19 protein-coding genes are annotated in these 18258 nt (G+C 65.1%); 14 read left to right on the top strand and 5 right to left on the bottom strand.

Annotated features, from left to right (window positions below):
• Positions 1 to 16: 16 nt before the first annotated feature.
• From ACVWW1_RS29290 to ACVWW1_RS29255, 8 genes are all read left to right on the top strand, one after another.
• Positions 17 to 634, top strand: a complete 618-nt coding sequence (locus tag ACVWW1_RS29290) for a hypothetical protein (RefSeq protein ID WP_176534736.1) — start codon at positions 17 to 19, stop codon at positions 632 to 634.
• The gene (locus ACVWW1_RS29285; protein WP_176534737.1) at positions 621 to 1001 is read left to right on the top strand and encodes a transcriptional regulator; all 381 of its coding nucleotides are present in this window, start codon (positions 621 to 623) and stop codon (positions 999 to 1001) included. The genes ACVWW1_RS29290 and ACVWW1_RS29285 overlap by 14 nt, the downstream gene beginning before the upstream one ends.
• A 29-nt stretch (positions 1002 to 1030) precedes the next feature.
• Positions 1031 to 1771, top strand: coding sequence for a di-trans,poly-cis-decaprenylcistransferase (locus ACVWW1_RS29280; RefSeq protein WP_456658303.1), 741 nt, complete (start codon positions 1031 to 1033; stop codon positions 1769 to 1771).
• Between the two features lie 114 nt (positions 1772 to 1885).
• Positions 1886 to 3412 carry a magnesium-protoporphyrin IX monomethyl ester anaerobic oxidative cyclase gene (gene bchE / locus ACVWW1_RS29275; protein WP_456658302.1) on the top strand — a complete coding sequence of 509 codons (1527 nt, stop codon included), beginning with the start codon at positions 1886 to 1888 and terminating at the stop codon, positions 3410 to 3412.
• A gap of 123 nt (positions 3413 to 3535) precedes the next feature.
• On the top strand, positions 3536 to 3946 hold the full coding sequence (locus ACVWW1_RS29270) for an aminoacyl-tRNA deacylase (RefSeq protein ID WP_456658301.1): 411 nt from the start codon (positions 3536 to 3538) through the stop codon (positions 3944 to 3946).
• Positions 3947 to 4000: 54 nt separating this feature from the next.
• Positions 4001 to 4156 carry a response regulator gene (locus ACVWW1_RS29265; RefSeq protein ID WP_224943765.1) on the top strand — a complete coding sequence of 52 codons (156 nt, stop codon included), beginning with the start codon at positions 4001 to 4003 and terminating at the stop codon, positions 4154 to 4156.
• 101 nt (positions 4157 to 4257) lie between these two features.
• Positions 4258 to 4395 carry a hypothetical protein gene (locus ACVWW1_RS29260; RefSeq protein WP_456658300.1) on the top strand — a complete coding sequence of 46 codons (138 nt, stop codon included), beginning with the start codon at positions 4258 to 4260 and terminating at the stop codon, positions 4393 to 4395.
• 66 nt (positions 4396 to 4461) lie between these two features.
• Positions 4462 to 5700: a threonine ammonia-lyase gene (locus ACVWW1_RS29255; protein ID WP_456658299.1), complete on the top strand. Its 1239-nt coding sequence runs from the start codon at positions 4462 to 4464 to the stop codon at positions 5698 to 5700.
• A 67-nt stretch (positions 5701 to 5767) separates the two neighbouring features.
• Here ACVWW1_RS29255 and ACVWW1_RS29250 read toward each other — a convergent pair whose 3' ends face one another.
• The 3 genes from ACVWW1_RS29250 to ACVWW1_RS29240 are packed head-to-tail and all read right to left on the bottom strand — an operon-like array spanning position 5768 to position 7257.
• Positions 5768 to 6289: a DUF1697 domain-containing protein gene (locus ACVWW1_RS29250; RefSeq protein ID WP_456658298.1), complete on the bottom strand. Its 522-nt coding sequence runs from the start codon at positions 6287 to 6289 to the stop codon at positions 5768 to 5770.
• Between the two features lie 7 nt (positions 6290 to 6296).
• Entirely contained in the window at positions 6297 to 6938 is a 642-nt protein-coding gene (locus ACVWW1_RS29245) for a glutathione S-transferase family protein (RefSeq protein WP_456658297.1), read from the bottom strand.
• A 13-nt stretch (positions 6939 to 6951) separates the two neighbouring features.
• Positions 6952 to 7257: a hypothetical protein gene (locus ACVWW1_RS29240; protein WP_456658296.1), complete on the bottom strand. Its 306-nt coding sequence runs from the start codon at positions 7255 to 7257 to the stop codon at positions 6952 to 6954.
• A 220-nt stretch (positions 7258 to 7477) separates the two neighbouring features.
• On the opposite strand from ACVWW1_RS29240, the gene ACVWW1_RS29235 reads away from it, so the two are divergent.
• On the top strand, positions 7478 to 8245 hold the full coding sequence (locus ACVWW1_RS29235) for a dienelactone hydrolase family protein (protein WP_456658295.1): 768 nt from the start codon (positions 7478 to 7480) through the stop codon (positions 8243 to 8245).
• A gap of 3 nt (positions 8246 to 8248) precedes the next feature.
• Here ACVWW1_RS29235 and ACVWW1_RS29230 read toward each other — a convergent pair whose 3' ends face one another.
• Positions 8249 to 9361 (bottom strand): helix-turn-helix transcriptional regulator, encoded by a 1113-nt coding sequence (locus tag ACVWW1_RS29230; RefSeq protein WP_456658294.1) that lies wholly within the window; start codon positions 9359 to 9361, stop codon positions 8249 to 8251.
• A gap of 624 nt (positions 9362 to 9985) precedes the next feature.
• On the opposite strand from ACVWW1_RS29230, the gene ACVWW1_RS29225 reads away from it, so the two are divergent.
• The 4 genes from ACVWW1_RS29225 to greA all read left to right on the top strand — a co-directional run bounded on the left by ACVWW1_RS29225 (position 9986) and on the right by greA (position 16445).
• Positions 9986 to 11119, top strand: a complete 1134-nt coding sequence (locus ACVWW1_RS29225; RefSeq protein ID WP_456658293.1) for a hypothetical protein — start codon at positions 9986 to 9988, stop codon at positions 11117 to 11119.
• A gap of 451 nt (positions 11120 to 11570) precedes the next feature.
• Complete coding sequence (locus ACVWW1_RS29220) at positions 11571 to 12689, top strand: efflux RND transporter periplasmic adaptor subunit (RefSeq protein WP_456660700.1); 1119 nt, start codon at positions 11571 to 11573, stop codon at positions 12687 to 12689.
• A complete protein-coding gene (locus ACVWW1_RS29215) occupies positions 12686 to 15832 on the top strand; it encodes an efflux RND transporter permease subunit (protein WP_456658292.1) in 3147 nt (1048 codons plus the stop codon). Before ACVWW1_RS29220 ends, ACVWW1_RS29215 begins: the two co-directional genes overlap by 4 nt.
• A gap of 130 nt (positions 15833 to 15962) precedes the next feature.
• Positions 15963 to 16445, top strand: a complete 483-nt coding sequence (greA, locus tag ACVWW1_RS29210; RefSeq protein ID WP_456658291.1) for a transcription elongation factor GreA — start codon at positions 15963 to 15965, stop codon at positions 16443 to 16445.
• A 17-nt stretch (positions 16446 to 16462) separates the two neighbouring features.
• Here the strand turns inward: greA and ACVWW1_RS29205 are convergent, their stop codons facing one another.
• Positions 16463 to 17101, bottom strand: coding sequence for a GntR family transcriptional regulator (locus ACVWW1_RS29205; RefSeq protein ID WP_456658290.1), 639 nt, complete (start codon positions 17099 to 17101; stop codon positions 16463 to 16465).
• A gap of 122 nt (positions 17102 to 17223) precedes the next feature.
• Between ACVWW1_RS29205 and bioB the strand changes: the two genes are divergently transcribed.
• Entirely contained in the window at positions 17224 to 18219 is a 996-nt protein-coding gene (bioB, locus tag ACVWW1_RS29200; RefSeq protein WP_456658289.1) for a biotin synthase BioB, read from the top strand.
• Positions 18220 to 18258: the final 39 nt, after the last annotated feature.

Raw genomic sequence — 18258 nt, 5'->3', positions numbered from 1 at the left:
AAAGTGCGGGCAAAACATGCGCGACCTCGACAAGGCGTTGGCCGATATTCTCGCGATCCGCAGCCAGATTGCGGCCGGAACCGCGTTCCGCGGCTACGGTCCGGCGACGGTCGCCGCCACCAGTGGCATCGCGCTGGTCACGGCGCTTGCGCAATATCTCTGGCTCGACAATCCCACCGGCCATCCGATTGTGTTTCTCGCGGGCTGGGCGGCCGCCGCGTTGCTGTCCGCGTTGCTGATCTGGATCGAGATGCAGGCGCGCTCGCGGCGGCATCATTCGGGCCTTGCGGATGCGATGGTCCAGCAGGCGATCGAGCAGTTCGTTCCCGCTGTGATCGCCGGCGTGCTGCTCGCGATCCTGCAATGGAAATTCGCGCCCGAGACGCTGTGGATGCTGCCCGGCCTGTGGCAGGTGCTGGTCAGCCTCGGCGTGTTCGCCTCGGTCCGCCTGCTGCCGCGCACGATCGCGCTCGGCGGCGCCTGGTACTTCCTCTCGGGCTTCACGGTGTTGTTGATCGCAAGCCAGAGTCACGCGCTGTCGCCCTGGACCATGGGACTGCCGTTCGCGATCGGCCAGTTGCTGCTCGCGGCACTGTTGTATTTCGCTTCCGGAGGCAATGATGCCGAAGACTGACCTGACCACCGCGCCATTCGCCTATGATGGCCTCGACCGCGTCATCCACGAGAAGGCACGGCTCGGCCTGTTGACCTCGCTGATGGCGCATCCGAAGGGGCTCGCCTTCGCCGATCTCAAGCAGCTCTGCGGCCTGACCGACGGCAATCTCAGCCGGCATCTGCAGGTGCTGCAGGAGGCCGGCCTCGTCGACGTCATCAAGGGCTATGAAGGCAATCGCCCGCACACCACCTGCCGTTTGACCAAGAGCGGCCGCCGCCGCTTCCTCGACTATCTCGCCGTGCTCGAGCAGCTGGTGCGCGACGCGGCCAGCGCCGCCGGCAAAGACGAAGGCAGGTCTCGCCGCCTTGGTATCCAGCCGATTTGATCATCCCATTTTTGTCCGGAGACTTTGTGATGCAAAGTAACGTCGCGCTCAAGCCGGAGGTAGCCGGACGGCTCCACGTCGGCATCATCATGGACGGCAACGGCCGCTGGGCGACACGGCGCGGCCTGTCGCGCCTGCGCGGACATGAGGCCGGCGTCGAGGCGATCCGCCGTATCGTCGAGACCGCACCGGACCAGGGCGTCGGCACGCTGACGCTCTACGCGTTCTCGAGCGACAACTGGCGCCGCCCGAAAGCCGAAGTCACGGCGCTGATGGGGCTGCTGCGGTTCTATCTCGCCAACGAGATCGCAGCCCTCGTGCGCAACGGCGTTCGCCTCACCGTGATCGGCCGCCGTGACCGGTTGCCCGACGGCATCGCCGCCGCGATCACGCGCGCCGAGGCCGAGACCGCCGACGGCACCACGCTGCACCTGCGCATCGCGATCGACTATTCGGCGCGCGACGCCATCCTGAACGCCGCCGCGCGCGTCGCCGGCGCAGGCCAGGTGAGCCGCGAGGCTTTTGCCGATCTGATCACCGGCGAGGCCGGCCTGCGCGATGTCGACCTGATCATCCGCACCTCGGGCGAGAAGCGGCTGTCGGACTTCCTGCTCTGGGAAGGCGCCTATGCCGAACTGCATTTCACCGAGCGGATGTGGCCGGAATTCGATGCCGACGATCTCGCCGACGCGCTCTCTTCGTTCCATCGCCGCGAGCGCCGTTTCGGCGGGCTGACCGCGATCGCGCCGGCGGAGGTGCCGAACCTCTAGCGCGTCAAGCCGCGCAAGCTGCTCTCTTCTCAAAGCCCGGCCGGGGGGTTGGGCTCTCCTTACACAAGATGCGGGGACGAACGATCACGCCAACCAAAGCGGGAGCGATCATCCATGCGCATTCTTCTCATCAACGTGCCTCATCCGGCGATCGGCAGCCGGATCCCCGACGATCATTTGCCGCCGTTCGGCCTGCTGTCGATCGGCGGTCCGCTGATCGACGACGGACATGAAGTCCGTCTTCTCGATGCCGAGTTCGGGCCGATGTCGCTGACTACTATCCTGGCGGAGGCATCGCGGTTTTCGCCGGATGCGGTGTTGTTCGGCCACTCCGGCTCGACCTCGGGCCATCCCGTCATCGCCGAGGTGGCGCAGGCGGTCGTCAGGGCTGTGCCCGGGACGCTGATCGTCTACGGCGGCGTGTTCCCGACCTATCACTGGCGCGAGATTCTGCGCGAGGAGCCCTACGTCACCGCGATCGTGCGCGGCGAGGGCGAGGAGATCGCGCGCCGCCTGATGCGGGCGCTGGAATATGGCGGCGATCTCGGCAGCATCGACGGCATCGCATTCCGCGACGATGGGGGGCCACGCGCCACGCGGCCCGCGCCGGTCATCCGCGATCTCGATGCCTATCGCGTCGGCTGGGAATTGATCGATCACGCGCGCTACAGCTACTGGGGCGGGCTGCGCGCCGTCGTGATGCAGTTCTCGCGTGGCTGTCCGCATCTCTGCAATTATTGCGGCCAGCGCGGCTTCTGGACGCGATGGCGGCACCGCGATCCCGTGCGTTTCGCCAGGGAGTTGGCACGGCTCCATCGCGAGCACGGCGTCAAGGTGATCAATTTCGCCGACGAGAATCCCACCGTCTCGAAGAAGGTCTGGCGAGCTTTCCTCGAGGCCCTGATCGCGGAGAATGTCGATTTGATCCTGGTCGGCTCCACCCGCGCCGACGACATCGTCCGCGATGCCGACATCCTGCATCTCTACAAGAAGGCGGGCTGGCAGCGCTTCCTGCTCGGCATGGAGAACACCGACGAAAAGACGCTGCAGCTGATCCGCAAGGGCGCGACCACCACGATCGATCGCGAGGCGATCCGCCTGATGCGCCAGCACGGCATCCTGTCGATGGCGACCTGGGTGGTCGGCTTCGAGGAGGAGACCGATCGCGATCACTGGCGCGGTTTGCGCCAGCTGTTGTCCTACGATCCCGATCAGATCCAGATGCTCTACGTCACGCCGCATCGCTGGACGCCGTATTTCCGTCTCGCGGCAGAACGGCGCGTCATCCAGACCGATCGCAGGCTCTGGGACTACAAGCATCAGGTGCTGGCGACACGGCACATGCCGCCGTGGCGGGTGCTGCTCTGGTTCAAGTTCACCGAGATGGTGCTGCAGTGCCGCCCGAAGGCCTTGCTCCGCGTGCTGCTGCATCGCGACGCCGGACTTCTTCATGCGATGCGCTGGTACACGCAGATGGGACGCCGGGTCTGGCCGCACGAGATTCTCGGCTTCCTGCGCGCCCGCAGATTGAAGCACGGGCCGACGGTGCGGGAATTTTGGGGCGCGCCCCAGGATATGGAAGAGGAGTCGATGTCGTCGCAGCGGCCCGAGCGCCGCGTCGGCACATCACGCGCAGCGTAAATCGATACCGTCATGCCGTCTCTGGATAACTGGCGCTGATGACTGGACGCCTGAGTCATCGGCGCGATAATTTCCAGATCGGCTGCGCAGAACAAAAAGAACCGTGGCGGTCGAGGCGTTGAGTTGAGCATACAGGTTGCGATCTTAAAAATATTGGCCAGTCACGTCAGCGGCAGAGCCACGCTCGATTCACTCAAGCACGACCTCGCTATCCTCTCGTCGAGCGGCGAGGATTGGCATGCGCGGATCAAGCGCCTCGCGTCGCGGGTTCCCGAACTCGACATCTTTAGCAATGGCTACGTGCTGCGTGACGCCGAAGGCTGGGAGATCACAGCGGCCGGTCGTGAGTTCCTGCGCGCGCTGGAGGCCGTCACCCAAGACAATCTACCGCCTGAGCCATTGGCCGAGGCCGCGATCCGCGAAGAAGGCAAGCTGATCGTGGTCGGTCACCGCTTCAGGAACAGGGCACGGCCACAGCGTAACCCGGAGCCGAGCGCATCGGTGCGCCGCCGGCCGTTCCGCGAGCCGCGTTGAACCTCATAGCTCTGCGCGCGACCTAACTTCGGGACGTGGCTCTGGAGGTCGCAAATGACTGCTTTGGCTCAATCGATCGCACGCGTGTTTCCGGCCAATTCGCTTCGGAGCAGCATCGCCCGGCATGTCCTGCTGTTCGGCTTCGCGGTCCTGTTCGTCGCGGTGCTCAGGGCGAGCTATGGCCTCGATCTCAGCGCGGGTTTCTTCTGATTTTTCCAGCGGCACGTCATATTGGATTAACCGGACCGGGATAGCTAAGCGCACGCTTTCCTTGCATCTCGAACCCGGGTCGATCTTCCATGGACAAGCCGATGCGCTGCCGGTGCGGCAGGACGCGCACCATTGTGCTCGACAAGCATTTCCGGACCGCGCTGGTTTGCCCCAAATGCGATGAGATCGAGCTGGCCGGACCGGCCAAGCCGGAGGAAGAGGCATTGACCGAGCGATAGCGCGGTCGTTTTCGGCGCCGAAACACGCTAGGTTCCGTCTGACGAGACGGTCCAAAGCGAAACCCGATGCCGCATCCTTCCGATACTACCGCCGTAACTCCTGCTGACGTCACTCTTGCCGACGTGCGCCGTGCCGCCGACGTGATCCGAGATTCGGTCATGGTCACGGCGTGCAACGAGAGCCGCACGCTGGGCGAGATCTGCGGCTGCCGCCTGTTCCTCAAATTCGAGAACCTGCAGTTCACCTCGACCTTCAAGGAGCGCGGTGCGCTGAACAGGCTGCAGGCGCTGTCCCCCGAAGAGCGCAAGCGCGGGGTGATCGCGATGTCGGCCGGCAATCACGCCCAGGGCGTCGCCTATCACGCCAAGCGGCTCGGCATCCCCGCCACCATCGTGATGCCAATTGGCACGCCGATGGTGAAGATCGAAAACACCAGGCGGCACGGCGCCGAGGTCATCATCACCGGGCAGACGCTGGAAGAATGCTTCGCGTTCGTCAGCGCGCATGCCGCCGAGCGCGGCCTGATCCTGATCCATCCCTATGACGATCCGCTGATCATTGCCGGACAGGGCACGATCGGGCTCGAAATGCTCGCGGCGGTGCCGGAGCTCGATATCCTGGTGGTGCCGATCGGCGGCGGCGGGCTGATCTCAGGCATCGCCACCGCCGCCAAGGCGATCAAGCCGTCGGTGCAGATCGTCGGCGTGCAGGCCCAGCTCTATCCGTCGATGTACAATGCCGTCAAAGGCGAGCAGCTGCCGATTCGCGGCGACACGCTTGCCGAGGGCATCGCGGTCAAGGCGCCCGGGCAGATCACCACCAGAATCGTCCGCGATCTCGTCGACGACATCGTGCTGGTCAGCGAGGACCAGATCGAGCGCGCGGTCGCGACCCTGATCTCGATCGAGAAGACGGTGGTCGAGGGCGCCGGCGCCGCCGGCCTCGCGGCGGTGCTCGCGGCACCTGGCCGCTTTGCCGGCCGCAATGTCGGCCTCGTGCTCACCGGCGGCAATATCGACACCAGGCTGATCGCTTCGGTCCTGACCCGCGAGCTGGCACGCGAGGGGCGGCTGACGCAACTGGCGCTCGACATCGTCGATCGGCCCGGCCAGCTCGCGGCGGTGTCGATCCTGCTTGCGGACGCCGGCGCGAACATCATCGAGGTCTCGCATCAGCGCACCTTCTCCGACCTGCCGGCGAAGGCGACGCTGCTCGAACTCGTAATCGAAACCCGCGACCGCGCCCATCTGGAAGAGGTGCTGGCGAGGCTCGGCGCCGAAGGATTCGCGGTGCGGGAGAGCTAGCGACGCTGCTCCTATCCGCGAGTCGAAGCACCTAACCCGTCATCCTGAGGCTCGCTCCGCTCGCACCTCAGGATGACGGGTCCTGGGCCGCCAGCTCGGCGAGCTTCGCGATCGTGTTGAGGTTGCGCGCGGTGCCGTTGGCGGCGGCGGGGATCTTCAGCTTCGAGCGGCCCATGCCGCTGCCATAGGCGACATAGATCTCGCGCTTGCCGAGGCGCATTTGCTCGTCCTGTTGGCCCTTGATGTCCTTCAGGGCGTCTTTGGGTGGCGGCTCGTCGAGGAAGATCGCGACGGTCGTGTTCGGCGGCGCTTTCGGAAACGGATTGGCTTTCAGTACCGCGGCGACCTCGTCCGCGCTCCGCACTGCGACGCCAACCGGCTTGCCGGCATAGGCGTGCAGCCGCTTCTCCAGCGCGGCCTTGACCTTGGGCGCGCCGAGCTTCGAGGAGAACACGACATTGCCGCTGGCGATAAAGGTCTGCACGTCGGCAAATCCCGCGTCGGTGCACATCGCCTTCAACTCGGTCATCGGCAGCTTGCCGGTACCGCCGACATTGACCGCGCGCAACAGAGCGACGTAACGCGGCATCACGATCTCACGTCAGCAACAGCGCCATGCCAGGATCGCCCTTCTGCATCGCGCGCTGATAGGCCGGGCGCGCGGCGATGCGGCCGAGATAATTCCTGATGTTGGGGCAGCGGCCGAGGTCGTAGGGCAGGAAATAGCGCATCGTCGTCAGCGAAAAGCCGATCATGATATCGGCCGTGGTGAACGCCTCGCCCGCGAGATATTCGGCGTCGCGCACCCGTGCCTCGATCAGATCGAACGAGCGGTCGACCCGCGCCCGGGCCGCGACCAGCACCGGATTGTCGGCCGCGAGGTTGAGCCGGTTGAGGATCATGCTGCGGCCCATCTGCGCCTGCAGCGTGCCGTTGGCGAAGTGAAACCAGTACAGGAACTGTGCGAAGTCGGGATGGTCCGATGTCAGCGTCAGCCGTCCATTGCCATACCTGGCGACGATATACTCGACGACCGCGCCGGATTCGGCCAGCACCAGGGCGCCGTCGGTGAGGACGGGCGCGGCGCCGATCGGGTGCAGCGCCTTGTAGTCGGCCGGCGCCAGCATCGTGACCGGATCGCGCGTGGTGTGCTTCAGCTCGTAGGGGATCGCAAGCTCCTCGCACAGCCAGACGATCCGTTCCGATTGCGACTTGCCGAGATGGTGAACGGTGAGCATGCGCGCTCCTTAACTAGGCGTCCGCTTTCTTCTTCGCAGGCTTGCTGGCCGGCGGCGGCTCTTCCATCGCCTTCTTCATGGCGCGGGCATAGGCGTCGGCGGCGTTTTCCGCGGAATTCTGCAACCGCTTGGCGGTCGCAGTCGCGTTCAGGATCGTGCTCTTGGCCAGGAAGCGGAAGCGCGCCTTGGTCTCCTTGTCCTTGGCCTTGGCGGCGCGCGCGACCCAGGCGGCCTGGCGCTTCTTGGCAGCCGCCATCACGGCCTTGGTCTGCGCTCTTGCGGTTTGCCGGATGACGGCGTCGAGGTCGGCTTCGGCCATTCAGATACACTCATTGACTGGACGTGCGCCGGGGTGGGCGCACGGTGGGAGGAGGGGGAGGTATCACTAGCGCAACCCGCGCCGTTTGAACATGCGATCCTTTGCGATGCCGCCGAGGGGTGTGGCCCGGCGGATGGTTGCATGCTCTATCGGGCGTGCGGTTTGGCATGATATAGCGGCGCGGCCCGGCCGGGGGCCGCGCAGTCCAGGCGAGGTTTCGATGCAAGCGATCAGCCGAAGGAGCCTGCTTGGCGGCGTTGCCCTGCTGGCGACGGCGTCTTCGCTTGCAGCGGCGACGGCCGAGCAGCTGACCGTCGATGCCGGCGAAGACCGCATCACGGTCAGCCGGTTTGCCTCGGAGCGCAGCGGCAAGCGGCCGGCCGTGCTTGTCCTGCACGGCTCGCGCGGCTTCGATCTCAGGCCGCAGGCCTATGAGCGCTATGCCAAAGTGCTGACGGCAGACGGCATCGACTCTTACTTCGTTCGTTACTACACCCCGGCCGACGAGCAGGCATTCGGGACGCTGAACACGCGCGAAACCCGCGAGGCCTACGAGACCGGGCGCTTCGAGGCCCGGGCCGCGCGCGTCTCGTTGGTGCTATCGGCGGTGCTGTCGGGCGCGTACAGTTCCTGCCGGATCGGACTGCTCGGGTTTTCGCTTGGCGGCTACGTTGCTGCGGCCGCGGCGGCCCGTGACGAGCGGGTGTCTGCGCTCGCCGTGCTGTACGGCGGCATGCCCGACAAGATCGCGCCGCAGGTGAAACATCTACCGCCGATGACCGAGTTGCACGGCGAGGCCGACCGCAACGTGCCGCTTGCCAGCGGTGAGGCGCTGGTCAGGCTCGGCAAGTCGGTCGGCGCCGCGGCGGAGATCGTCCGATATCCGGGCAAGGCCCACGACTTCGACTTCGCCGACAATGATCCGATGACGGCCGATGCAGTTAACCGTGTTGCCGGTTTCTTCCAGGCCCGTCTGAACGTGGCTTGAGTCTCAGTCGGCAGACGAACCCGGCGGCACCTTGGCGCCGGCGAGCAGTCCGGCCAATTCCACCTGTCGGCCAAGCCCGGTCTTCGCCAGCACGGCCTTGAGCTGGTTGCGCACCGTCTCGCGGGAGATGCCGAATGCGACGGCGATGGCCTCGACGGTTCGTCCTTCGCCGATGCCGCGCGCAACGCGCGCCTCGGCCGGCGTCAGGTCGAACAGGCCTTGCAGCACCTCCGCGGTCGGCACCTCCGATGGTACCACCGGCGTCGCGATCACGATCGCCAGCGCGCGGTCGAACAGATCGCACGCCGCGCCCTGGATCGGGACCAGGTGCACGATCAGCGGCGGCCGATCGTCCTGTGCGGCGATCGGCACCGAGCGGACCTCGACGCCGATGAGCCCCTGATCGAGCGCCGCCACTGCCTGCGCGAACAGCGCGTCGGCGGCGGTTGCCGCCAGCGTCAGGCGATCGGTGCGATCCTGCATCACGTCGGGCACCAGGCGGTCGAACAGCGTGTTGGCCGTCATCAGACGGCCGCCGCGCCGCAGCACCGCTGCGGGCAGTCCAAGCATCGCCAGCGACTCGGTTGCCGCCCTGGCGCGCTCCATCCCGAGCCGGGCCGACAGTAGCGCCGCCCGCGCCAGATGCGGGCGCAGCGCGTCGAGCTGCTCGATCGCTTCCCGCTCGATCGGTCCGTGCTGGTATTCGCGCTCGACGCTATAGATCAGCACGTCGCCGCTCGGCACCGGGATCGCGGTACCGGCGCCCCATCCGAGCCCGCGCGGGCGGAAGAACTCGCGGATCTGGAAATCCTGCTGCACTTCCTCGGGCGTATCGAACACGTCGATGTCGCGCAGGAAGCCGGCATGATTGGCCGCGAGCAGGCGTGGCAACCGCCCGTTGCGCTCGTGCCAGCCGCCTTCGACATAGGCTACCGTGTCGTCGTGCATGCCGGGGGATGCGACCCAGCGGACATCGTGCGGGGCTGCCGTCAGCAGCACGATACCGCGCGCCCGCGCGATCGCGCCGACCTGATGCAGCACGTTCGGCCACAACTCGGGGATGACCGCGGCCTCGTAGGCCAGGTCAATCAGATGCTCGTGCAGGTCGTTCGCCATCGGTCATTCCAGGAAATATTGCTGCCCAACAGATTAACCCCTCGACCGCGTAAGTATTGCGTAGAGCAATTCAGCCCAAGCCACGAGTCCGGGCTTTCCCGGTGCACGTCAGCGCGCATCAAGGGGAATTGCGGCGTTTCGCCGGGGCTCGTTCGGGATTTTCGCGTATGATTTCGGCGACGGATATATCGGCACGGCCGGCGCCTCCATCCGGCAGGTCCGGCGGCCCGACGAGGTTCAGCCCTGGGCGCTGAACGTGCAGATCGGCTTTCAGAAGAAGCTCGATTTCGGCGACGCGCCGAAGCCGCCGACGCCAAGGTCACCGAGGTCAAGCCCAAGACGTGAAGATCAAGAGTTGATGGTCAAGGCCTGATGATCGGGACCTGACGATCGCCGCCGCGTGTGGCGAAATTGATCCCGCGTGACAGTCAGAAATACTTTCGAAGCGTCTCGAAACGTATTCAGCATGAATCGCTGCGGCGCGTGGCCCGCAAGCGTCACACGTTTGCAACGCTGCGCGCGATCCTTCGACCATGAACATCCTTTAATTTGTATCCGCACGACTTGTCGCGCCTGCTAAGCGGCGACATGCAGTCGAGCCATCGCCGGCTCGGGGGAGGGCCGATGATCAGCCGCAGGGCGCTTTCCGGATTGTTGATGACACTGGTCGGTCCCTCGTCGGTCACCGGCAACACGCTGACGCTGAGTCATTGCCAGGGATCATGCGCGAATGTCGATCTGCCGGCGCTGGGCTACGATACGTTCTGCCGGTCGTTCTTCGATATCGCGACGCGAGGAAAGCTGCGCGCAGTCGCCACCGGCCCTGACATCCGAAGGGAAATGCGGTCGCTGTTTCGGGAGCGGCGGCTGTATCGGCCGTCGCGCGACGAGATCCGGATTCTCTGGCGCGGCACCGCGGATGGATTCTCGGTCGTGAAGGTCGAGTTCGATCTGGAATGCGGCGTGCCGGTGCGCGGATGTCTCGGGATTCCCGACGGCGCGTTCAAGGGATTGATCCTGCTCGGCCATGGTATGGCGAGCACGCCGGAGCGGTGCTTCGATGATGCCGACAAGGATTACATGAACGCGCTCGGCAAGCAGCTTTGCCAGGACGGCTATGTCCTGTGGTGCCCCTACATCGTCCAGATCGGAAATCAGGAGAGCCAGAACAACATCGCCGCGATGCTGGCATCCCATGGCATCTCCGTGCACAACGTGTCGTGTGCATCGATCGACGCCGGCGAAACCGTCTGCCGGAAGCTGACCGGAGCGTCCGGTCTGAATGTCGGCGTCTATGGGGTGTCCTCGGGCGCCTTTCTCGCGCTGCACCTGGAAGCCGCCACCGGGCGGATGCGGCCGACCGTCGCCTCCGGATATATGCGTGACGAGAAGAAGTTTCTGACGTCGTCCGCCATCAGCAAGAACCTCGGCATCGAACTTGCGGCCTACATTCATTTCGCCAACAGCCGCGCCAAATACACCGGCGCGGAGCTCGCGTATCTGCTCTGTCCGTGTCCGCTGTTCGTCGAGATCGGCAGCCGCGATGCTGCAAACGCGATCGATCTCGGGCGGGATGAGAAATTCGCGGAAATGCGATCCGTCTATGCATCATCGGCCCATCCGCATCTGATCGACATGGACGTCTTCGACGGCGTGCACGAGGCCGGCGGCAAGCGCGCAAGGCCATGGCTGAACGGCCATCTGGCGTCGCCGGCCTATCAAGAGACGTCGCGTTTGAAGAATGCGATCGCTTTATGAACCATGCGGGCCGCCGGCCGCAGGTCATCGCGCCGCTGACCTCGACCATGCGGAAGTAGCGCGCATCACATTCATGAGAGCTTTCGGCGGCCGCGACGTGCCGCGAGGCGGACGGCATGATTGCAATCGCCATGGCATCGCAGCGTCGCGACGTTTCTCCAAGCTACCTGTTGCCGGGATCAGCGAAGCGGGGCGATCGGGTTACAGGATTGTCGGATTGGCCGCGTTATGATCTCCTGCAATGCACCTTGCCTATCTTGACCTTCCCGGTCTGAGGGAACTCGACGTCATATCCGTCTCGTAGAGCTTGTTGGTAGCCGAAGGGTTGGACAGCATGAGTGGTACGGAACGAATGCTCGGTGGCTTGGCAGGGCTTCTGGTATCGGCGGGATTGGCGGCTCTCGGGATTTCGGCGGCCCATGCTCAGGCGGGACCGCCCGGGCCTCCTGCGGTGGGTGTGTTCGAGGCGGTGAAGCGGCCGGTCACCGAAACCAGTGAATTCCTGGGACGCATCGAGGCCCCCAACCGCGTCAACGTGGTGGCGCGCGTCACGGCGTTTCTCGAGAAGCGGAGCTTCGTCGAGGGTGCCGAGGTCAAGGCCGGCGACCTGCTGTATCAACTCGAGCGCGGCCCGTTCGAGGCCGACCTGGCATCGAAGAAGGCGCAGGTCGCCCAGTTGCAGGCGACGCTGGTCAACGCCAAGCTGACCACCGACCGCGCCAAATCGCTGCTCGGCGGACCGGCCGGCCAGCAATCGAGCGTCGACGCCGCGGTCGCCAACCAGCAGAGCCTCGAGGCACAGGTGCAGGCCGCGCAGGCGCAGGTCGACCTGTCCCAGATCAATCTCGACTACACCGAGATCCATTCGCCGATTGACGGCAGGATCGGACGCACCGCAGTCACGGAGGGCAACGTCGTGACGCCGAGTTCGGGAACCCTGACGACCATCGTCAGCCAGGATCCGATGTATGTCACGTTCCCGGTGCCGGTGCGCGAGGCGCTCGATCTGCGCGAACGCTATGCGACGCGCGGCGGCTTCAAGGCCGTGGTCATCCGGGTGCGCCTGCCCGACGGCCGGCTCTACGACAAGGTCGGCGAGCTGAACTTCGTCAACAACACCATCGCGCAGAACACCGACACCATCTCCTTGCGCGGCACCATCCCTAACCCGTCGACGTACACATCCGTCGCAGCAGGCGGTGCGGTCCGCGAGCTGACCGACAATGAGTTCGTGACCGTGCTGCTGGAAGGCGTGCAGCCGGTCGAGGTGCTGGCGATCCCGCGCTCGGCGGTGCTGTCGGACCAGCAGGGCGAATATGTCTACGTCGTCGGCGCGGACAACAAGGCCGAGCAAAAGCGGATCCAGCTGGGGCAATCGACATCGACGATTGCCGCGGTGACGAGCGGCATCGCGCTCGGCGACAAGGTGATCGTCGAGGGATTGCAGAAGGTGAAGCCGGGCGAGGTGGTCGCGCCGGGGCCCGCCAGCGCGCTGATCCAGTCGAGCATGAAGGTTTCTGCGGACGGCGGCGCCAGCAGCACGTCGAAATCGACGGGCAATAACCCATGATCTCCGCTGTCTTCGTCGATCGTCCGCGGCTTGCGATCGTCATCGCGTTCGTGATCACGATCGCGGGCGCGCTGGCGCTGATGCAAATCCCTGTCGCCCAGTTCCCGGACATCGTGCCGCCGCAGGTGACGGTCTCCGCCGTGTTCCCCGGCGCTTCGGCCGAAGTCGTTGAATCGAGCGTCGCCCAGCCGCTGGAAGCGCAGGTCGTCGGCGTCGACAAGATGCTCTACATGAAGTCGACCAGCGGCAATGACGGCAGCTACACGCTGACGGTCTCGTTCGCGCTCGGCACCAACCCCGATATCAACACCGTCAACGTCAACAACCGGGTGCAGAGCGCGCTCGCGCAGCTGCCGACCGAGGTGCAGGCGCAGGGCCTGACCGTGCAGAAGAAATCCTCGGCGGTGCTGCAGTTCATCGTGCTGTACAGCAAGAGCGGCGAGCAGGACCCGCTGTTCATCACTAATTACGCCATCATCAACGTGCTGGACGCAATCTCGCGCACGCCCGGCGTCGGACAGGCCTCGCTGTTCGCCAAGCTGAACTATTCGATGCGGATCTGGTTCGACACCCAGCGCCTGACCAGCCTCAATTTGGCGCCGTCGGACGTGATCGCCGCGATCCGTGCCCAGAGCGTGCAGGCGCCGGTCGGCCGCATCGGCGCGCGTCCGATCAGCAACGACCAGCAATTCCAGTTCAACGTGCAGACCCAGGGCCGCCTGACGACATCCAAGCAGTTCGGAGACATCGTGCTACGGGCCAATCCGGACGGATCGGTGCTACGGATCAGGGATGTCGCCCGCGTCGAAATCGGCGCGCAGAACATGGATTCGGAATCGCGGATCGACGGCAATCCCGGCGTGCCGATGGGCATCTATCTCGCACCCGGCGCCAACGCCGTGACCACGGCCAAGGCCGTGCAGGCCACGCTTGCGAAGTTGTCGGAGCGGTTCCCGCCGGGGCTGACCTACCTCGTGCAGTACGACTCCACGACCTTCGTCTCCGATACGATCAAGGAAGTGATGAAGACGCTCGGCGAGGCCTTCGTGCTGGTCGTGATCGTGGTGTTCCTGTTCCTCGGCAATCTGCGCGCCACCGTGATTCCTGCGGTCGCGGTTCCGGTCAGCCTGATCGGCGCCTTCGCGGTGCTGCTGGCGCTCGGCTATTCCGCCAACACGGTCTCGCTGCTGGCGATGGTGCTGGCGATCGGCATCGTCGTCGATGACGCCATCGTCGTGGTCGAGAACGTCGAACGCGTCATGGAGGAGGAGCCGGAGCTGTCACCGGCCGATGCCACCAAGAAGGCGATGGAGCAGATCACGGCGCCGATCATCGCGATCTCGCTGGTGTTGCTCTCGGTGTTCGTGCCGATCGCGTTCATTCCCGGCATATCAGGTACGCTGTTCCGCCAGTTCGCGGTGACGATCAGCGCCGCGATGGTGATCTCGGCGCTGAACGCGCTGACATTGTCGCCGGCGTTGTGCGCCGTGTTCCTGCGTCACGGCGGGCCGCGCCGCGGCATCATGGGACGGGTGCTGGGCGGCATCGACTGGGTCCGCGACCGCTATGCTGGCATCGTGCAGCGGCTGCTCCGCGTGGCGGTGCTGTCATTGGTCGCGGTGCTGGTGTTTGCCGGCGCGGTGTTCGGCGTGTCGAAGATCACGCCGACCGGCTTCCTGCCCGAGGAGGACCAGGGCGCCTTCTTCATCGCGGTGCAACTGCCTGACGGCGCGTCGGTGGCGCGCACCAGCGAGGTCACCAAGCAGGTCGAAGCGATCCTGAAGAAGAACCCGGCGGTCGACCACGTGCTGTCGATCATCGGCTTCTCGCTGCTCGACGGCGCCAGCGAGCCCAACTCGACATTCATGGTGGCACGCATGAAGCCGTTCGCCGATCGCAAGGCTGTCACCGACTCGGTGCAGGCCGCGATCCGGCAGACCTTCATCGCGGGATCGCAGATCCGTTCGGCCTCGGTGCTGCCGTTCAACCTGCCGCCGATCATCGGGCTCTCGACCTCCGGTGGCTTCGAATATCAGCTCGAGGCGCTGGAAGGGCAGGATCCGGCTGCCCTCAGCAGCGTGATGGGCGGGTTGATCGGTACTGCAAACCGCAATCCAAATCTGACCCGCGTGTTCTCGACCTTCACCGCGACCAACCCATCGGTCTATCTCGATATCGACCGCGCCAAGGCGCAGGCGCTCGGTCTCAACATGGCCGACGTGTTCACTGCGCTGCAGGCCACGCTCGGCGGCATCTATGTCAACAATTTCAACCTGTTTGGCCGTACCTGGCAGGTCAACGTGCAGGGCGACGCGGCCGACCGCGGTGACATCCCCGACATCTGGCAGATCTATGTGCGCAACACCGGCGGCGAGATGGTGCCGATCCGCTCGATCGCAAGCTTGCGGATCGTCACCGGCCCGCAGGTGATCACGCGCTACAACAATTATCGCTCGGTCACCGTGAACGGCAGCCCGGCGGCGGGCGTGTCCTCGGGCACCGCGATTGCGACGATGGCCGACCTGTCCAAGACGACTCTGCCTTCAGGCTATTCCTATGAATGGACCGGCACAGCCTATCAGGAGCAGGCGGCGTCCGGCCAGACCGGTATTATCCTCGCGCTCGCGGTGCTGTTTGCCTATCTGTTTCTGGTGGCGCTGTATGAGAGCTGGACGATCCCGATTCCGGTGCTGCTGTCGGTCACGGTCGGCGTGCTGGGCTCCTATCTCGGCATCAAGCTCGCAGGCCTCAATCTCGATCTCTACGGCCAGATCGGCCTCGTGGTGTTGATCGCGCTCGCCGCCAAGAACGGTATTCTGATCGTCGAATTCGCCAAGGAGCAGCGCGAGGCCGGCCGGCCGATCGCGGAGGCCGCGACGATGGGCGCGCAAATGCGCTTCCGCGCCGTGATGATGACATCGATCGCCTTCATCCTCGGCCTGGTGCCGCTGGTGGTCGCGACCGGCGCCGCGGAAATCAGCCGCCGTGCGGTCGGCACCGCGGTGTTCGGCGGCATGCTGGCCGCGAGCTCGATCGGCATCTTCCTGGTGCCGATGCTGTTCGTCACATTCCAGGGGTGGCGCGAGGGTGTAAAGAACCGGTTTGGTCGTCGGGGCAAGGCGGAACAGCCGGCGTCGCATTAGCGCATGATCCGGAAGGATCATGCGTGAACAACGAGCTAATCTGCGATGACGATCCAGCCTAATCCCATCGCGCATTAGCGGCGCGGGTGCGGCGGGGCTATACTACCCGCCCCATCGATGGAGTTCCGGATTGAGCGTTGCCTTTACCAAGGAAGAGAGTGCCGAGACCGCGTCCGAAACGCTGTTGCCGGACCGTCCGATATCGCCACATCCCAATCTGGTGACCGAAGCAGGACGCAAGGCGCTGGAGCGCCAGCTCCAGGAGGCACGCGAGGCCTACGAGACCGCGCAGCAGCTGGACGACGTCAACGAACGGCGACGGCAGTCGGCGGTGCCGTTGCGCGACACACGCTATCTCACGGAAAGGCTCCGCACCGCGCAGGTCGTGCCCGACCCTGCCTCGGCCGAAACCGTTGCCTTCGGCAGCACCGTGACCTTCAGCCGCGCCGATGGCCGCGTGCAGACTTATCGCATTGTCGGCGAGGACGAAGCCGATCCAAAGGCTGGCTCGATCTCTTTCGTCTCGCCGGTGGCGAGGTCGCTGATGGGCAAAACCGTGGGCGACGTCGTCGGGTCGGGCGCCCAGGAGCTGGAGATCGTGGCGATCGCCTAGCGGATCGCAGATCCCGGTCACGCCGCCGGCAGGGCAAGTCGCTCGATCGTCTGAATATGCCGCGCGAGCAGGCTGCAGGCTTGCTCGACGTTGCGGGCGCGCAGCGCCTGCAGGATCACGCGATGATCCTGGCTGGGCCGCGGCCGCCAGCCGGCATTGCGCGCCATCGCGAACACCAATCGCGAATTTGCCAGCTGCAGGCCGTCGAGGCTGGCGAGCAGCCGCGGCATCGCGCAGGGCGCCACCAGCGCATGATGGAAGGCGCGATTGGCCAACTCGAAATCCTGCACCGTCTCGGCATTGTCGCCTTCGATCAACGCGACCTCGATCCGTGCCAGATGGGCCGACGTGAATTTCGGCGCCGCATTGCGCAGCGCGACCACCTCGAGCGCGGCGCGCATCTCGGCGATCTCCTTCACCGACCTGGTGTCGAGCGGCGCAACCCGCACCCCGCGCCGTGGCACAGCAACGACGAGATGCTGCGCCTCCAATTGTCTGAACGCCTCGCGCACCGGGACGTGGCTGGAATGGAATTCCCGCGCGACATGATCCTGGCGGAGCGGGGCGTCCGGCGGCAACGCGCCGCTGATGATGCGCTCGCCGATCGCCACGGCGATGCGTCTCGCGGTCGTCGTGTTCTCGCCAACGTCAGTCATAGATTATCTATCACAAAAACGGGTGCGCTTCGGCGTGGGCTCGGCTAGCATCATTCGAAGTCCATAATCATAGATAATACACCATATTATCTATGATCTGCAACAATCGAGAAGGCAAGCCTATGGTTGATGTCGTTGAGATCGAACGGACCGACAGAAGCAGCAACGCACCGCTCCACAAGCTCTGGGAGCGTGCCGAAGCCGAGGCGCTCTACAACCTGCCGTTCGCGGACCTGATGTTCCAGGCGCAGGGCATCCACCGCGCCAATTTCAATCCGAACCACGTCGAAACCGCGAGCCTGCTCAGCATCAAGACCGGCGGCTGTCCGGAAGATTGCGGCTATTGCTCCCAGAGCGCGCATTACGACACCGGCCTGAAGGCCACCCGCCTGATGCCGCGGGACGAGGTGGTCGCGGTCGCGCAGCGCGCCAAGGACGCCGGCGCAACCCGTTTCTGCATGGCCGCGGCCTGGCGCAGTCCCAAGGACCGCGATCTCGATCAGGTCTGCGACATGGTCAGCGCGGTAAAGGGGCTCGGCATGGAAACCTGCGTCACGCTCGGCATGCTGACGCCGAACCAGGCCGAACGCCTCTCCGACGCCGGGCTCGATTTCTACAACCACAACGTCGATACCTCGCCCGAGTTCTACGACAAGATCATCACCACCCGCACCTTGAAGGATCGCATCGATACGCTCGCGCATGTGCGCGACGCCGGCATCAAGGTCTGCTGCGGCGGCATTATCGGCATGGGCGAGCAGGTCGAGGACCGGCTCGGCATGCTGATGCTGCTCGCCAATCTCCCCAGCCATCCCGAAAGCGTGCCGATCAATCTGTGGAACGAGGTCAAGGGCGTGCCGGTCAACGACACCGCCGAGCGGCCCGATCCGATCGCGCTGGTGCGGCTGGTTGCGACCGCGCGGATCATGATGCCGAAGAGCGTGGTGCGGTTGTCGGCCGGACGGCAATACATGACCGATGAACTGCAGGCGATGTGCTTCCTCGCCGGCGCGAACTCGATCTTCATCGGCGATGTACTGCTGACCACCAAGAACCCGCAGCGCGATCGCGACGCCGATCTGCTCGACCGGCTCGGCATCACATCCCGTCTCGCCTGACCGTACCTTCCGGCACGCGCGCGGCGTGATTCGCCGCGC

It is taken from the genome of Bradyrhizobium sp. JR3.5, from assembly GCF_054057015.1.
The sequence above is the reverse complement of the archived record's forward strand: the minus strand, read 5'-3'. Positions and strand labels throughout refer to the sequence as shown.

Excerpts from the sequence above, each read along its gene's own strand:
- ACVWW1_RS29235 (WP_456658295.1), top strand. The coding sequence starts at position 7,478 with ATGCAAGCGATCAGCCGAAGGAGCCTGCTTGGCGGCGTTGCCCTGCTG.
- ACVWW1_RS29255 (WP_456658299.1), top strand. The coding sequence starts at position 4,462 with ATGCCGCATCCTTCCGATACTACCGCCGTAACTCCTGCTGACGTCACT.
- ACVWW1_RS29260 (WP_456658300.1), top strand. The coding sequence starts at position 4,258 with ATGCGCTGCCGGTGCGGCAGGACGCGCACCATTGTGCTCGACAAGCAT.
- ACVWW1_RS29230 (WP_456658294.1), bottom strand. The coding sequence starts at position 9,361 with ATGGCGAACGACCTGCACGAGCATCTGATTGACCTGGCCTACGAGGCC.
- ACVWW1_RS29240 (WP_456658296.1), bottom strand. The coding sequence starts at position 7,257 with ATGGCCGAAGCCGACCTCGACGCCGTCATCCGGCAAACCGCAAGAGCG.
- ACVWW1_RS29205 (WP_456658290.1), bottom strand. The coding sequence starts at position 17,101 with ATGACTGACGTTGGCGAGAACACGACGACCGCGAGACGCATCGCCGTG.
- ACVWW1_RS29265 (WP_224943765.1), top strand. The coding sequence starts at position 4,001 with ATGACTGCTTTGGCTCAATCGATCGCACGCGTGTTTCCGGCCAATTCG.
- ACVWW1_RS29290 (WP_176534736.1), top strand. The coding sequence starts at position 17 with ATGCGCGACCTCGACAAGGCGTTGGCCGATATTCTCGCGATCCGCAGC.
- ACVWW1_RS29245 (WP_456658297.1), bottom strand. The coding sequence starts at position 6,938 with ATGCTCACCGTTCACCATCTCGGCAAGTCGCAATCGGAACGGATCGTC.
- ACVWW1_RS29225 (WP_456658293.1), top strand. The coding sequence starts at position 9,986 with ATGATCAGCCGCAGGGCGCTTTCCGGATTGTTGATGACACTGGTCGGT.
- ACVWW1_RS29215 (WP_456658292.1), top strand. The coding sequence starts at position 12,686 with ATGATCTCCGCTGTCTTCGTCGATCGTCCGCGGCTTGCGATCGTCATC.
- ACVWW1_RS29280 (WP_456658303.1), top strand. The coding sequence starts at position 1,031 with ATGCAAAGTAACGTCGCGCTCAAGCCGGAGGTAGCCGGACGGCTCCAC.
- bioB (WP_456658289.1), top strand. The coding sequence starts at position 17,224 with ATGGTTGATGTCGTTGAGATCGAACGGACCGACAGAAGCAGCAACGCA.
- ACVWW1_RS29250 (WP_456658298.1), bottom strand. The coding sequence starts at position 6,289 with ATGCCGCGTTACGTCGCTCTGTTGCGCGCGGTCAATGTCGGCGGTACC.
- bchE (WP_456658302.1), top strand. The coding sequence starts at position 1,886 with ATGCGCATTCTTCTCATCAACGTGCCTCATCCGGCGATCGGCAGCCGG.
- ACVWW1_RS29285 (WP_176534737.1), top strand. The coding sequence starts at position 621 with ATGCCGAAGACTGACCTGACCACCGCGCCATTCGCCTATGATGGCCTC.